The organism is Novosphingobium sp. BL-S-33 (assembly GCF_056857025.1).
Genome location: NZ_CM166474.1, coordinates 2,611,913 through 2,626,635, shown reverse-complemented (window position 1 = coordinate 2,626,635; position 14,723 = coordinate 2,611,913). Strand labels below are relative to the sequence as shown.

The 14,723-nt window shown below is 62.1% G+C and carries 14 protein-coding genes and 1 tRNA gene; 3 read left to right on the top strand and 12 right to left on the bottom strand.

Features of this window, described 5'->3' with window-relative positions:
- The first annotated feature begins 148 nt into the window (after positions 1 to 148).
- Positions 149 to 238: transfer RNA gene (locus tag AC1VVM_RS12300), tRNA-Ser, on the top strand.
- A 91-nt stretch (positions 239 to 329) separates the two neighbouring features.
- On the opposite strand, the gene AC1VVM_RS12295 is transcribed toward AC1VVM_RS12300, so the two are convergent.
- From AC1VVM_RS12295 to AC1VVM_RS12280, 4 genes are all read right to left on the bottom strand, one after another.
- Entirely contained in the window at positions 330 to 1,556 is a 1,227-nt protein-coding gene (locus AC1VVM_RS12295) for a CaiB/BaiF CoA transferase family protein (RefSeq protein ID WP_482904145.1), read from the bottom strand.
- A gap of 373 nt (positions 1,557 to 1,929) precedes the next feature.
- Positions 1,930 to 2,715, bottom strand: coding sequence for an enoyl-CoA hydratase/isomerase family protein (locus tag AC1VVM_RS12290; RefSeq protein WP_482904144.1), 786 nt, complete (start codon positions 2,713 to 2,715; stop codon positions 1,930 to 1,932).
- Positions 2,716 to 2,778: 63 nt separating this feature from the next.
- Complete coding sequence (locus AC1VVM_RS12285; RefSeq protein ID WP_482904143.1) at positions 2,779 to 3,876, bottom strand: AraC family transcriptional regulator ligand-binding domain-containing protein; 1,098 nt, start codon at positions 3,874 to 3,876, stop codon at positions 2,779 to 2,781.
- A 147-nt stretch (positions 3,877 to 4,023) separates the two neighbouring features.
- Positions 4,024 to 4,764 carry a FadR/GntR family transcriptional regulator gene (locus AC1VVM_RS12280; RefSeq protein ID WP_482904142.1) on the bottom strand — a complete coding sequence of 247 codons (741 nt, stop codon included), beginning with the start codon at positions 4,762 to 4,764 and terminating at the stop codon, positions 4,024 to 4,026.
- 258 nt (positions 4,765 to 5,022) lie between these two features.
- Between AC1VVM_RS12280 and AC1VVM_RS12275 the strand changes: the two genes are divergently transcribed.
- Complete coding sequence (locus tag AC1VVM_RS12275; RefSeq protein WP_482904141.1) at positions 5,023 to 5,961, top strand: alpha/beta hydrolase; 939 nt, start codon at positions 5,023 to 5,025, stop codon at positions 5,959 to 5,961.
- 20 nt (positions 5,962 to 5,981) lie between these two features.
- Here AC1VVM_RS12275 and AC1VVM_RS12270 read toward each other — a convergent pair whose 3' ends face one another.
- The 8 genes from AC1VVM_RS12270 to AC1VVM_RS12235 form a co-directional block, all read right to left on the bottom strand.
- Positions 5,982 to 6,893, bottom strand: coding sequence for an SDR family NAD(P)-dependent oxidoreductase (locus AC1VVM_RS12270; protein ID WP_482955109.1), 912 nt, complete (start codon positions 6,891 to 6,893; stop codon positions 5,982 to 5,984).
- Positions 6,890 to 7,777 (bottom strand): SDR family NAD(P)-dependent oxidoreductase, encoded by an 888-nt coding sequence (locus AC1VVM_RS12265; protein ID WP_482955108.1) that lies wholly within the window; start codon positions 7,775 to 7,777, stop codon positions 6,890 to 6,892. Before AC1VVM_RS12265 ends, AC1VVM_RS12270 begins: the two co-directional genes overlap by 4 nt.
- 25 nt (positions 7,778 to 7,802) lie before the next feature.
- On the bottom strand, positions 7,803 to 8,696 hold the full coding sequence (locus tag AC1VVM_RS12260) for an SDR family NAD(P)-dependent oxidoreductase (protein WP_482904138.1): 894 nt from the start codon (positions 8,694 to 8,696) through the stop codon (positions 7,803 to 7,805).
- A complete protein-coding gene (locus AC1VVM_RS12255; RefSeq protein ID WP_482904137.1) occupies positions 8,693 to 9,235 on the bottom strand; it encodes a nuclear transport factor 2 family protein in 543 nt (180 codons plus the stop codon). The genes AC1VVM_RS12260 and AC1VVM_RS12255 overlap by 4 nt, the downstream gene beginning before the upstream one ends.
- 107 nt (positions 9,236 to 9,342) lie before the next feature.
- Positions 9,343 to 10,326 carry a phosphotriesterase family protein gene (locus AC1VVM_RS12250; protein ID WP_482955107.1) on the bottom strand — a complete coding sequence of 328 codons (984 nt, stop codon included), beginning with the start codon at positions 10,324 to 10,326 and terminating at the stop codon, positions 9,343 to 9,345.
- Positions 10,327 to 10,338: 12 nt separating this feature from the next.
- Positions 10,339 to 10,461 carry a hypothetical protein gene (locus tag AC1VVM_RS12245; RefSeq protein ID WP_482955106.1) on the bottom strand — a complete coding sequence of 41 codons (123 nt, stop codon included), beginning with the start codon at positions 10,459 to 10,461 and terminating at the stop codon, positions 10,339 to 10,341.
- Between the two features lie 176 nt (positions 10,462 to 10,637).
- A complete protein-coding gene (locus AC1VVM_RS12240) occupies positions 10,638 to 12,344 on the bottom strand; it encodes a class I adenylate-forming enzyme family protein (protein ID WP_482904134.1) in 1,707 nt (568 codons plus the stop codon).
- Positions 12,345 to 12,354: 10 nt separating this feature from the next.
- A complete protein-coding gene (locus AC1VVM_RS12235; protein WP_482904133.1) occupies positions 12,355 to 13,542 on the bottom strand; it encodes an FAS1-like dehydratase domain-containing protein in 1,188 nt (395 codons plus the stop codon).
- A 346-nt stretch (positions 13,543 to 13,888) separates the two neighbouring features.
- Here AC1VVM_RS12235 and AC1VVM_RS12230 point away from each other — a divergent pair, with 346 nt between their 5' ends.
- The gene (locus AC1VVM_RS12230) at positions 13,889 to 14,707 is read left to right on the top strand and encodes a sugar phosphate isomerase/epimerase family protein (RefSeq protein WP_482904132.1); all 819 of its coding nucleotides are present in this window, start codon (positions 13,889 to 13,891) and stop codon (positions 14,705 to 14,707) included.
- The last annotated feature ends 16 nt before the right edge of the window (positions 14,708 to 14,723 follow it).

The window sequence follows — 14,723 nt, the reverse complement described above, 5'->3', positions numbered from 1 at the left end:
CGGCGATGCAAATGGGCCGAACGTCTCAGCCGTGGACAGCCGCCGCAAATGGGCTGCATTCCATCCCGATCGTCGTTTCCGGATCGGGTGGTTTCGGTGCCGCCCCTCTTGCAAGGCGCTCGCTTTTCGCTATGCGCGTTGCCGAAGCGGACAGGTGGCCGAGTGGTTTAAGGCAGCGGTCTTGAAAACCGCCGTGGGTGCAAGCTCACCGTGGGTTCGAATCCCACCCTGTCCGCCAAATGACCCCCGGAACATCCCAAAACAGCTATTTTTCGCCACAGGGTACACGGCACCACGCCGTGCACCGATGCACGGCGTGGTAACAATAGTTAGGCGATCGCCCCCTGTGCTTTGAGCGCCTCGATTTCATCCCATTCGACACCAAGTTCCATCAGGAACGTCTCGGTATGCTCGGAAGCCTGAGGCGCGCGGGTGGTTTCCACGGGCTGGTGGTTGAATTGAACCGGCCCGCGAACCAGTTTGAGCGGAGCGCCGCCGTCGGCCGCTTCCACCTCGATGAGCATGTCGTTTGCCAGCGCCTGTTCGTCGCTTGCAAGGTCGAGCAGGCTCTGGAACGGCGCCCATTGGCCGGTGAAGGTCTTGAGGTGCTGCCGCCAATACTGGAAGGGACGCTCGGCGAATTTGCGGGTGAGGATGTCGCTGGCCTCTTTCCAGTTTTCCATCAGGCCCTGAACATTGGCAAAGCGCGGATCGTCGGCGGCTTCCGGCGCACCCACATGCTCGAACATGCTGCGAATATGCGGACCCGGCGTGAGCGTGCAGAGGTTGATGGTGCCACCATCGGAGGTGCGGAAATTGCCCATGAAGGGATTGCCCGCCTTTCCGCCCGATGAGGGCATAGGCACGCGCATGACTTCGTTGTGTTCGATGAACTGGTCGACTGCGGCGCCGGCGGCCCACCATGCCGTACTGATCAGCGATACGTCGACCTCCAGGGCCTCCCCCGTGCGGTCACGATGGAAGAGAGCGGCCGAAATGCCCCCGGCGATATTCATGCCGCCCGACGAGTCACCGAATGCCGGAATACCCTGCGACAGGGGGCCGTCCAGACCGTCAGGACTCATCGAATAGCCGACGCCGCTGCGCGCCCAGAATGCGGTGCCGTCGAAGCCGCCGACCTCCCGCTCAGGACCCTTGTCACCGTAAGCGCTTCCGCGCGCATAGATGATTTTGGGATTGGCAGCGCGAATCTGTTCGACATCGATGTTCAGCTTGCGCCGATGCTGTGGGAGGTAATTGGTAAGGAATACATCCGCCGTCGCGGCGATCCGGTAGATGAGTTCCTGCCCCTCGGGTGTCGAGATGTCGATCCCGACGCTCCGCTTGCCGCGATTGGGATGCTCCATCAGCGTATTGCGGCGCGGATCGACCCGTTGGCCACCGAGATTGACAATCCCGCGCATCGCGTCCCCGCGAACCGGGTGCTCGATCTTGATGACGTCGGCTCCCCAATCGGCGAGTATCCCACCCGCCGACGGGACGAACGTATGTTGCGCCACTTCCAGAACGCGGATTCCCTGCATTACTTTCGTCATTCGTTCGGTATCCTCTCCGTCGCAGCCGCGGGTTCCGGAAACGCTGCCATTGCAAGTCGTTGGGGGATCGCAAATTGGCGGCGTGGCCGACTACGCGTGCTCACTCTGTCGGCGCATAAGCAAGCGCCGACATGCTCATGGGCTTGGCTGTATCGGCATCATCCCGAGCGTCCTACGGGTAGTGGTTCGCCATGACGATTTCGGCAGACATCCGACAGCAGGGAAGACGTCGCGCGGCTTCGAGGAACGCTTCCCAACTCGCATCAGCTGCGGAAAGTCGCGAATTTTTACAGAAAGCTGGTCTGTTGCATGATACGGGTAGAGCCACGTTCGTCTGAACGTCCTCAGTTCGGTCCTATCTGGAGCGCGCGGATCAATCTTCGAGACCGTCCGGAACCCAGCTGGGTGCCCGCTTCTCGATGAAGGCTCGCATGCCTTCGCGCGGTTCCTGCGAGTTCTGTAGCGACCAGAACATCGTCTGATAATCGATCGGCCGATAATGTTCGTTGAGCAGCCGCTTTGTATGCATCCGGGCCTCCGGCGCGGTCCGCAGGATTTCGGTGGCCGCCTTCCGGGCCTCGTCGTGAAGGCGCTCGTGCGGCACAACGCGGGAAATCAGGCCGATGCGCAGTGCCTCCCCGGCGTCAATGGTCCGGGCACTGAGCAGGAGATCGCGAGCGACCGCCATTCCCACATGCAAGGGCAGCGTCGCCGCATAGGTTGCATCGATCAGCCCCCTCAGCAGCTCGGGAACGCGGAACGTCGCGCGATCGCTGACCACTGCAATGTCCGACATCATGGCGGTCAGGAGACCACCGGCCTGACATATTCCGTTTACCGCCGAGATGATCGGCGCGGTGCTTTCGCGGATCGCGATAAAGGGAAGCGTCTCATAGGTCAGGCCCGTCGGCACGGGTTCGTCACCTTCGACCTTTCGGCCGCCCATGTCGCCGCCGGGGGCAAAGACATCGCCGGTGCCGGTGATGATAAGAGCCCTTGCTTCCTTGTCGGTGTTGACCAGGCGAACGGCCCGTTTGAGGCCGAGGTACATCGCAGGCGTCATGGCATTGCGCGCTTCGGGCCGATCGATGATGCACCAGGCAAGCGGACCTTCCCGCTCTATGCGAAGCCCGCCCGTACCCAGATTCCAGTCGTCCATGAAATGCATTCCTCCACCCGGTGTTAACGGCGCTGCCGCCTTCGAAGTCTCTTTCATGCACGCTCAGGGCAAAGCGGCGACGCAGCTCTGGCGTAATTGCCTCGGCGTCGCATTCAGCTGGGTTCTTGCGAAACGCGACATCGCGGACTGTTCGGAGAAGCCGAGCTTCTCGGATATCCGACCAAGTGGAAGCGCGGTGTGACGCAGGTAGTACATCAGGACGTCGCGGCGCACCTCGTCCTTTATCGTCTGAAAGGTGCAGTGTTCCGATTGCAGCCGCCGATGGAGAGCTCTGCTATGGAGGTCGAGCACATGTGCCACGTCCTCGACGGCACTGTTGCCGGTCCAGAGCAGTTGCATGACAACGCTGCGGACCAATGCCTGGAATGCCGGCCGCTGAGTGCCATATTCCCTTTCGATGCGTTCGATGAGTTCGCTCAGCGAAACCTCGTCGGGATCGAAGATCGGCCTCGACAAGTCTTCTGCCGTGAAGGCAACGCCATCTTCGTTGCAGCAGAACCGAACGTCGCATTGGAAGTATCGGCGATAGAGCGAGGGGCGCGATATGGCCTCATGACGGAAATGCACGCGGCGCGCACCGACATGCCCGCCGGTCATGGAACGGGCAGCCAGATGGCCGGCAAGCAGGGCATGCTCGATTGCCTGGCTTCTGCTTGAGATGTCCTCCGCGAGCAGCTCGTGCCCCATGAACACGGTCTGTCCGGATATCGTCCGCCCCATCCAGACCCGGGCGCCCAGACTGTGCGCCGCGTTGTGCGTGGCCGCGTAAGTGAGGGATTCGCCGAAATTGCGGCAGTTTCGCATCACGTTGCCGAGCGGCCCGAACAAGGCCGTCCCGCCCTGCCGTTCGGCAAGCCGCATTCCAAGATCATCGACGTTGAGAGTTGCCGCGGCCTGTTCCAGAACCCCGACCCACTGACGGCAGCTCACAGCCCCCTCGATCTCGCAGCTTTCGCAATCCAGATCGAACGCCCCGAGAATATCTTGCGCATCACCGCCCAGCTCACGGATCAGTTCGGGCAAAAATCGCAAAATCCGCGCCTGAATTGTCTGTGATGCGGATTCTGCCATCCACTGCGCAACTGTGTCTTGCGTTTGACGGTTCATCTTCTGATGTCCGCTTCCTGAAGTCAGCACCATCTCATGAGCGCCTTCGGATTGAAAGCTCGCAGGCTTCCCGCACCATGCATGTACCGTCAAGCCTGCTCGGATTGCTGGAGCGATGCCCGACAAAATGCGGATCTGCGGAGCAACGAAGTGGTGCGCGCCACGCTCGCCCGCCCGTAATCAATCGAGTTCTTCCTGCTCGCGCTTCATATGGAAGCGTGCCCGGATGCGGCGCGCCCAGACTTTTCGGCTGTACTGGCTGGCAATAGCGGCAAGTTCCGGATCGCCCTGAATGAGTGCCCCAAATTCCATCAGCCGGGCATTGCGCCAGCTCTGTACGAAACGGCGATGTTCAGGCGAAACATCGTCCGCTGCCGGCCCCTGGTAAGTCCTGCGCGAGAAGGCCACGTTGATGTCGAAGATGAGCTTGATGTACGCGCTGTCAGCCAGCTCGAACACAATATCCTGCGTCTCACGCTCGAGTTCCCGGACTTCGTCGAAACCGGCATCGTCGGAGACCGCGCGGGTCCGCTCCACAAGCGTCGCCGTCTTCTCCACAATCACGTCATGCGGCGCATGAGCGGCCTTGCGCATGGCCTCGACCCATAACGCGGTGGCGATGACGGTGACATCCTCCGGGGGCACCTCCATCATCGACAGGTACATGCTGACAATGGATTCGATCGTTTTCGAGTCCGGCCGGGATGCGAAATAGCCACCGGCATTGCCGCGGCGAACGGCAAGAAAGCCCTCGCGCTCAACCAGCCTTGCGGCTTGCCGAACGGTAGCCCGGGCAAAGCCAAGCTCGGAAATAAGCGCCTCTTCCCGGCCAATATAGGTTCCGGGCTCGCGTGCGAGGACGATCTCTCTCAACTTGTCCGCCGCGGTGTCGAGTGCCGTTCTGCTTTTGCGCTTGTCCATCCCGCACTTTCAAATCACGAAACCGATCGCATCGTCCAGTCGGTTGGCCTGGGGCGATGCGGCAAGTCCTATGCCACGCCTGACAGCCTTTGAGTATCCTTTTTGACATCGATATCGCCAAAAGAGGAAGCGTAACGCGCGCTCCGCATGGGCCGCTTCCGAAGCATAGAAAATGCCTATGGCATTGCCAAGAAAGCCTATTTGACCCTATGCCTTCGTGCGTGCCATCCCCTCCCCACACAACAGGGGAGATGCTGGATGACGACGGGCAAGTCGGTATATTTTGCCTTGGCAATGGCCTGCATGACGGCAGCCGGTAATGCGGCGGCGCAGCCCGCCGACTATCCGGCGCCCGCTCCGGCAAGTGCACCGGCCGAGACGGGCGCCATTCCGCTCTACGGAGCCAAGACCCCCGGATCTGCCGACAGCGAGAACTGGTCCCGGTATTTCGGCAAGGACTACTCGGTCCGCAATGTCACCCGGCCCACCCTGACACCGGTTCTTCCCGATCCGGGCAAAGCGACCGGCGCCGCCGTGATCGTGGCGCCCGGTGGAGCTTTTATGGCGCTTTCCATGTCGCACGAGGGCTGGGATGTCGCGCAGGCGCTTGCAGATCGCGGTATTGCCGCGTTCGTTCTGAAATATCGCCTCCTTCCGACCCCCAAGGACGAAGCGGAAGCCGGAAAATATGTCTGGGCCAAGATGATGGCGGGCATTCCCGATCCAACCAGACAGCCGGAGCTGACCAATCCGCAGGCCACTGAGGATGGCCTTGCCGCGCTGAAGGTGGTGCGTGAAAACGCCGCGAAATGGGGCGTCGACCCTGCCCGCGTCGGCATGATCGGCTTTTCGGCCGGCGCCATGACGTCACTCCAGACCGTCCTTGCCGCGAAGCCGGGCGAGCGGCCTGCCTTCTTCGGGTATATCTACGGTCCGCAGGCAAAGATCGACGTTCCGGCTGACGCATCGCCGATGTTCGATGCGATCGCCCTGGACGATCCCCTGTTTCCCTCGATGGGCTTTCCGATTGCGCAGGGCTGGCTTGCAGCCAAGCGACCTGTCGAAATCCATGGCTACCAGCAGGGTAGGCATGGTTTCGGGCTCGGAAAGCCGAACACGACGACAACACTCGTGCTCGACGAATTCACCGCGTGGCTTGCAATGCAAGGGTTCCTGACCCGCAAAGCCGCGCCCTGACCCGGGGAGAGTGCGCGCCGTTATCCGGCGCGCACCATTTCGAAGCTTCGCGCCATGTGCTGCGAAAAGCCGTCCTCTGCCGGATGGAAGGTCCACAAGCGATCGGTGTCGCGGATCGCATCGATGTTGTCGCCAACGGTGTCGATGCTCCAGTCCGGCCGGTAGAGTCCCTCCGTCTCGGTAATGAAGGCACGCGCGACGCGCCCGCCCATCGAGACGTACATCTCACCCGTAACCGAACAGCTCTCATGTGCCAGCCAGCCGACAACGGGGGCTACGAGTTCCGGCCCCATCGGCGGATACTGCGAGATATCAAGGCCCTCGGCCATGCGCGTCACCGCGCCGGGCAGGATGATGTTGGACTTCACCCCCCGAGCCGCGCCTTCGATCGCGACGATGTTGTTGAGGCCGATCATCCCGGACTTCGAAACCGCGTAGTTCACCACGCTGGGCATCGAGTATAGCCCGCCGATCGATCCCGTCAGGACGACGCGTCCATAACCGTCCTTCGTCATGCGTTCGAACGCCGGGCGAACGACGTGAAAGGCACCGAGCAGGTGGACATCCACCACCGCGCGGAAATCCTCGTAGCTGATCTCATCCAGCATCGCGAAACGGTTGTTTCCGGCGTTGTGGATCAGCACGTCGATCCGGCCGAAAGCATCCAGCGCCGCCTCGACGATTGCCTTGCCGCCTTCCGGTGTCGCAACGCTGTCGGTCGAAGCCACCGCCTCATATCCGGCATCGCGAAGGGTCTGGGCCGCCTCCTCGGCGGGTCCGGTATCCGATCCGCTCCCCGACAAGGCGCTGCCATTGTCGTTGATGACGACTTTGGCGCCGAGCGAGCCGAGCAGTTCGGCATAAGTCCGCCCCAGCCCGCGCGCGCCGCCTGTGATGACGGCCACCCGCCCATCGAAACGACGATCTCTCATGATGCTCTCCACGTTGTATCGCCAGCCGCCCAAAGAGGGGCGCCGCGCGTTTCTCTGAGGGACGGAATCGTGCGTCCGTCGCGGTCGGTCAGACCATATTCGGCGGCCAGCTCCGCGTTGATGAAAGTGCCGCCCGAACGCGAGCCGACGTGCGGGTCCATTGCGAGCGCCGCGATCACCCGGCCTGGAAACTCGGGAGAGGAGCCGACCGCGCTGTTGAGCTGGTTCGCCATGCCCGGCACCGTCTTCAGATTTTCCGTCGCGCGTTCGGTGTAGGTGAAGCCTTGCCACAGCGAGACTGCCGAAACGCCTGTCCCGCGCAGTTCATGGCCCATGTCCCGCATCATGCGGTCGGTTGCGGTCTTCGTGGTGCCGAAGATCACGTCGTACGTGTACGTGACGCCCACATAGCCGGACAGGGCCGCGATCAGCCCCGATCCCTGCGGGACCATGATCTGCGCCGCGTGCCATGCCGCGATGTAGGCCGCGCGCATCCCGGTGTCCCAGATCTCCCACTCGTCGAGCGGCTTCTCCCAGAAGCCATCGCGCCGGGTCATCGCATCGGGAATGGCCATCGCATTGTTGACCAGGATGTCGAGGCGGCCCTCATCGCGGCGAACCTGCTCGAACAGCGCCGCTATCTGGGCATCGTCGGCAAGATCGAGGGGAACCGCGACCCCTCTGCCCCCGCGCGCGTTCACCTCTTCCACCGTCTGGTTGACCGTTCCCGGCAAGGCGTGCTGACCGGGGTCGACGGTCCGGCCGGTTATGTAAACCGTCGCACCGTGCTCGGCGAGGGCACAGGCGATCCCCTTGCCGATGCCGCGACTGGCGCCAGTGACAACGGCGACCCGGCCTGCCAGTCCATTCGATAGGCTACCCATGGTTTTCCTGCCTTCTACAAAATGCTCATCGGGCATCGGTAGTCGCCGCGATCGGCTTCCACACCGGCGATCCGCGCGTGGCGCGGGCGGACTGGATCACCTGCCCGTCGACATCGGTGAGGCCATATTCCTGCGCCAATTCGGCAGTGACGAACTCGCCGCCCGAACGCTTCATGATCTCCGGATCGGCGGCCAGCGCGGCGATGACCCGTCCCGGATGCTCCACGCTGCTGCCATGCATCTGCGTGATCGAGGTGGTCATCTGGTCGCCCATCTTCGCCAGATTGTCCTTCGCCTTCTCGGTAAGCGTCAGCCCCTGCCAGAGCGTGAGCGAGGCAACGCCGTGCGGCTCCAGTTCGATCGCCATATCGCGCGCCATGCGGTCCACGGCGGACTTCGACGTCCCGAATATCACGCCATAGGTGTAGGTGACGGCCGCAAAACCGGAAATGGCGACGATCAGCCCAGACTTCTGCGGAACCATAAGCCGGGCGCCATGCCATGCCGCGACGTAGTTGGATTTCACGCCCACGTCCCACATCTCCAGGTTGGAGAGCGGCTTCTCCCAGAACCCCTTCGGCTCCAGCAGGTCGTCGGAGAGCGAGAAGGCATTGTTGACGAGAATGTCGAGACGGCCCTGCTCTCCCCCGATCCGTTCGAACAGGGCTGCCACAGCCGCATCGTCGCCGTGGTCGCAGGCCACGGCGATACCGCGTCCCCCGCTTGCCTTTCCGCGCGTATCGCACTCGGCAGCCGTGCCGCCGACGGTGCCGGGCAGGTAGTAGTCGCCCTCCCGCACGGTGCGCCCGGTGACGTAGACGGTTGCCCCCTGTTCGGCGAGAACGAGTGCAATACCCTTGCCAATGCCGCGACTGGCCCCGGTTACGAGCGCGACTTTTCCGGTGAGCGGCGCGCTCATGCGTCCGCCCCGGTGAACCAGCGTTCGCTGAAATCGCCCTTGGCCCGGCCGGGGAAGTGCTCGGCCGTGAAAGGATAGCCCATCACGCCCTTCGACCAGTCGGCTGCGGCGCCCCAGTCCTGCTCCCAGTCGTAGAGCATGATGCGATCGATGATGCGCCACTCGCTGCCGCGTTTCTCGAAGCGATCGAGATAGCGACCGCCGATGCAGGTATCGCGCTCTCCTCCCTTGGCACCTTCGCCCACGTCGACGCGGTGGTAGGAAAACACGTGGCTTTCCACCGACGCCCGGTCTCCGTCGAGTTCGATGTACGACTGTCCGATCAGGTGCTGCGTGTCCTTGATGGCATCCGCGCCCGGGACGACCCAGGCGAGATAGGCTTCGAAGTCACCGGAATAGACGCCGTAATCGAAGTGCGCTTCGGGCCACCAGCAGGAGCGGATCAGCTCGGCGCTGCGACGATCCTCGCCGCGTGCCAGGCGGGCAATGCAATCGCGAATTGCCTCGCGATCGGCGAGCAGAGTGAAATCGGGGCTCATTGTTCCTCTCCTTGACAGGCTTGCGGCGCCTGATTGTTTCTTGATTACCGCGCGGCAGACCCTGAACTCTTGACGGATTGCGACAGCTTGGGCCTGCGAGCCATCGGTCAGTGTGGCACGCGTTCCTTCACGAGCACGCGCCGAGGGTTGGCGATCAACATGCGCTCTATGTCGAGCTGAGAGACGCCAGCGTTACGGAGTGCCGGCAGCACGTCGTCGTGAATATGCAGGTAGTGATGCTGGGGCATGGCCTGGTTATAATCGTCGACTTCGGGAAAGAAGTCCGACCAGCAGCAGCAGTCGTGGCTCAGAACCATCTGCGAGGCATAACCGCGACTGACCATTTCGGCGATCGTGGCCACGCGCTGTTCCATGGAAATTTCGAACTCCACGCCGAACCGGTCCATTCCCAGCATCGAGCCGCGGTCGGCGATCCTCATCAGGTAATCGATATCCGTGGTGTCGCCGCAGTGGCCGATTACCACATTCTCAAGGTCGACGCCTTCTTCGGATAGCACTTTCTGTGCGATGAGGCCGGTTTCGTGCTTCGCCGAAGTGTGAACCGTAACGGGGGCACCGGTCAGCACATGGGTTCGTCCGACGGCCCGCATGATGCGCTCGACACCGCCCGTCAGGCCGGGTGCATCGATCGCACATTTCAACATTCCTGCCTTGATGCAGGTGTCCGCTATGCCCTCGACGATGTCGGCTACGAAGTGCCCGACCATCGGTTCCACGCCGGTATCGTGGAGCAGTCCGGGGCCCCAGTACTGAAACGGGGCCGGAACCGCATCGAACGTGTAAGCGCCTGTCGAAACGATGATGTTTATACCGGTTCGGGCCGCAACTTTGGCGATGCTGGGCATGTGCCGCCCAAGTCCCAGCACGGTCAGATCGATGATCGTATCGAAGCCGGCCGCCTTCAGGTCGTCGAGCCGCGAGACCGCGTCATCGATCGTCTTGGGGGACAGGAAATCGGGCCGATAATTGAAGGTGTATTCCATATCCATGAGGAAGACATGCTCATGGATCAGGACCCGGCCGAGGTCCTTCTCGGAAATCGTCCCGTTTGCCGTTTGAATCGTGGACACACCTCAATCCTTTCAGATTTCCAGGCAGACTTTGCCGAGCAGGTCAGGCCCCGGCGAGGTGACGCCGATCGGCATATCTCGCGGGTTCAGGTCGATGATGAAATCCTCCCTGGATGCGTCGCGGTTGTCGCTCACCATCTCTTCGTGTGCCGGTCAAAGCGCCTTCGGCGTTCTCATCAAATGGAACGGCGCGGCGGCTTCAAACTTGACGGATCGCGACACGTCGCCATCAGCGGCCGAACTTCGCTGTAGCGATGGCGCCCGGATTCACCATGTCTCCGCCGCCATCACGCAACCGGCATGGGGAATGGTCAGGCCGTTTCATTCGCCAGCCATTTTGCCGCAAGCGATCGGAGTTCGGATGTCTTGATCTTGGCCGATCCCGTCAAACCCAATTGCTGCTCGTCGAGACCAATGACCCGGCGAGGTACCTTGTAGCTTGCCAGCACCGCACGCAGCCTTTCGCGAACCGCATCCTCGCTCATTTCGCCGGCGACATGGAACACCACGCAGGAGACGACGATTTCACCCAGCGTTTCATGCGGCACGCCGACCGTCTGGCTCATCTTGACGCCAGGCAGCGCGCGAATGGCCTCGTCGATTTCGAGCGGGGAAACGTTGGCACCGCCGGTCTTGATGATGTCGTTCAGTCTGCCTTGCCAATGAAGGCGGCCCCGCTCGTCGAGCCGTCCGCCATCTCCCGTGCGGAAGTAGCCTTCCTCGTCCAAAGTCTCGAACAATGGCGTGCCGAGATATCCCAGCATCAGCGTCGGCCCCTTGACCGCGATCTCTCCATTCTCGCCCAGTGGGACCGGGTGCCCTGTGAGGGGATCGACGATCTTGATCAGATTTCCGGGCAGCGGCACCCCGTGGCTCTCGGCGGCATCATCGGCGGTGGTCATTGCCGGAAACGCCGCGCTCAGCGTGAAAGTCTCGGTATTGCCGTAGCAGTGCCTTGGCTCGATCCACGCAGTTGTGACTGTTGGATGAGCGGCAATCGGACATGCCGTATCCACGAATGCCAGCGAGGAGAGGTTCACCGCTTGCCAGTTTGGAGCCGCCGTAAGCTGCTCCCATTGATGCGGCCACGCGAAGGGAAATGTCACGCGCTCCGCCTGAAGGAGATCCAGCGCCTCTGCCGGATGGAAGGTGCGCTGAAGGATCAGCGATCCGCCCATCGACAGGGTGCCGCCGATAATCATCGCAAAATTGCCAGACCAGAAGAAACCGTTGGCCGTCCAACTGCGCACGGCGTCGCTCAGCCCCTGCTGGCGCCCCATCCGCCACATTTGCAGCGATACGCCTTGATGGGCGGAAAGGATGCCTTTTGGCCGCGCGGTCGAGCCCGAGGAAAAGAACAGCGCGCCCGGATCGGCCGGAACCACACTTTTCGCTCTCGCGTCCAGCCGGTCGTCCGGCACCGCGCGCCCCAGATCCAGAAAGCCATGCCAGGAGCGGGCAGCCCCCCTCCCTTTCCCGCCCACCACGGCGAGTTCCCGCAGAAACGGAAAGCGGTTCGACGCATAAAGGCCAGGCGCGCTTGTCCCGATTTGCGGATCAAGCCCGCAAAGGATCTCAAGGAAATCCTTCTTGAGCACGCTCTCCTCAAAAAGAAGATATGACACTGCCGAATGCTCGATCAGATATTCAAGCTCGGCCGGGGTCGAGAACGTGCTGATCGGCGTAGCGACCCCGCCTGCCAGTGCTGCCCCGAACATGGCTGAAAGGAACTCGGCCCGATTGGTCATGAGGACGCCGACACGCTCCCCCTTGCCCAGCCCGGTCGCTATCAGCGCCTTGGCGACTTCCCGCGAACGGTCCCACAAGTCGCAATAGCTCCATCGCTCGCGCGACCCGTCGTCAAGCCGGTGGACCAGCGCCTCACGGCCGCCATAGCGGGTCGTAACTTCCCGCAGAAAGCCGCCAAGCGTCAGTTCTCCCAGCCCCGTCTCCTCGCTGAGCGGAAGCCCGCGTGCGATGGAGACGGAGCGATCGACGACGAAATCGTGCGAAGACAATGGCCGCCCCTCAGTACGGAAGCTGAACTTCGTTGACCGAGGTGACGACGATCTTGCCGTCCTGATTGGTCATCTTCACCTCGATCCGTACGACCGGGAAGCCCCATTCGGAGTTCTCGATTTTCTCGATGACTTCGCCTTCGATGTAGGTGACATCACCTTCGAAAGCAGGGCCTCTGAATTCGCTCTTGGCATGGCGGACCATGCCGTCATGCCCGGCCCAGAATGCGAGGTAGTCGGTATTCCAGGCTGCCATCGTCGCGCCGTAGCCATAGGCCCGGTGCATGCCGATCTCGCTGGCACGACCATCGTCGATATGTCCGCGCGAGGGGCCGAGGTAGAGGCCGTCACGCAGACGCGGATCGGTCATCGCGCCCACCTCGTCGAACGAAAAGCCGTCGATCCAGCCCATGTCCTGATTGACCCAGCAATCGGGAACGCCCTCGACGCCCTGCCAGTAGAAGCTGCCCCAGATGTTGAAGATAAAAGCGCGGTATTCGGTGGTGAAGCTGGCGATCGAGTGCGGCCCGATCACGCGGCGGGGCAACTTCTGGCCCACCGAGACTTCCTCGAAATGCGGCGACTTGCCTTCGCGGTTGGACAGGAACCAGTCGCGGCGGATCTTGTCTATCTCGTCGAGTTCAGTAGCGGTCCACTTGTGCGGCGTGCCGGCGGTGGAGGCATACATGCCGCGCTTTTCCGCTTCCTTCGCCAGATAGCGGATCACCGTGGGGCAGGATTTCGCCACCAGATCGCCGCGCTGGTTGCGGTGGATCGTATCGCCGCGCTGGAACAGCGTGGGGCCGGCAAACTTGGTGTCGGTCAGCTTGTAGCCGGTAAAAATGCGCTCATGGCTCAGGTGGTCGCCGGGGCGAACGTGGGTGCCGTACCACCACCATTCCTCGCCGCCGAAGATCATGTGCTGGCCGTCGATCCGGCCGACGCAGGCCTGATTGTTGCCGTGACCGTAGTCCAGCGCGACACAGATCGATTGCGGGGCGATGATGTCCCCGAACTTCGTCTCCTGTGCGAAGCGCTGATCCCAGTGGAGCGGGTTCACATAGTCCATCGCCATGACCCAGCGGCGGATATCGGTCTTGTTGCACGGCTCCCAAAGCTCGCCGCCGCCGACCTTGTGGCCAAGCCGCCATTCGACGTCGCTGATGTCCATCTTCACCTGGGTGTCACTATCCGTCACGCCAACTCTCCCAATTGTCGTCTTGGTCTGCCGCCGGCGGATCACCGCAGGCTGCCAGCCGTCCGTGAGACAATCGCGGGGATTCGCCGCGCAGACTTGACGGATCGCGACGCCCGGCAACGCGCTGTGGCGATATCGGCGGCAACGCTCTGCGCGAGCGCCGTGGCGGTGGGCAATCAGACGCATCGTCTCTACGACGCCGAAGGTAATCCATCAGCCATCTGAGAACAGAGGCGCCGGAGGGATCAATACCGGCGTTCTTGGTTCAAGGTGTTGAGATTGATATCAATTTTAGAGGTGGCCGTGAACATAATCTCGGCATCTCAAGCCTGGAGAGGACCCGAGCATGCAAGATTCGACCGACCAGAAATTCGGCATGGAATTCATAAGCGTGCTTGGTCAGGAGCCGTCCGAGTTCGTGGAGCTTGCTGCAAAAGTGGGGTGCTCCCGGATTGGACTGGCCCCCTCACCCATTACCGGACCGCTTGGAACCGACCCGCAATGGACGCTTCGCGGCGACCGACCGCGTATAGCGCGGCTGAAACAGGCGCTGGCAGATCACGGGGTAAAGATCAGCCTCGGGGAAGGCTTCATCATCATGCCTGGCCGAAACATCGCCGATGCTGAAGCCGATTTTGATCTCATGGCCGAACTGGGTGCCGAGCGCCTCAACATCTGCGCGATGGACCCGGACCCCGTGCGCAATCTGGAACAATTTTCGACCTTTGCGGCTTTGGCTGCCGAACGGGATATGCCGGTTACGGTTGAGTTCATGCCGGCAACACCTGTTCCCGATCTTGCCGCTGCACTGGCATTCGTGGAAGCGTCCACGGCATCGAACGCCAGCGTGCTGGTCGATGCGATGCACTTCTTCTGCTCTGGCGGGACAATCGAAGAACTGCGCAATGTGTCCGAGAACAAGATCGGCTATGCGCAGCTATGCGACGCGAAGCAGGTCAGCTTTTACGACGAATACTTTCAGGATGCGCGGCAGGAACGGCTGCTGCCAGGTTTGGGCGTGCTGCCGCTGGCCGATTTCCTTCATGCGCTACCGCCCGGCTGCCCGACAGGTCTGGAAGTTCCGTCGATCACCAGCGCTTTGGCCGGTTTGCCGCGAGAAACGCGCCTGATCCAAGCCCTCGATGCAGTCCGGGCGCTGCTCTGACACTCACGGACCGGCG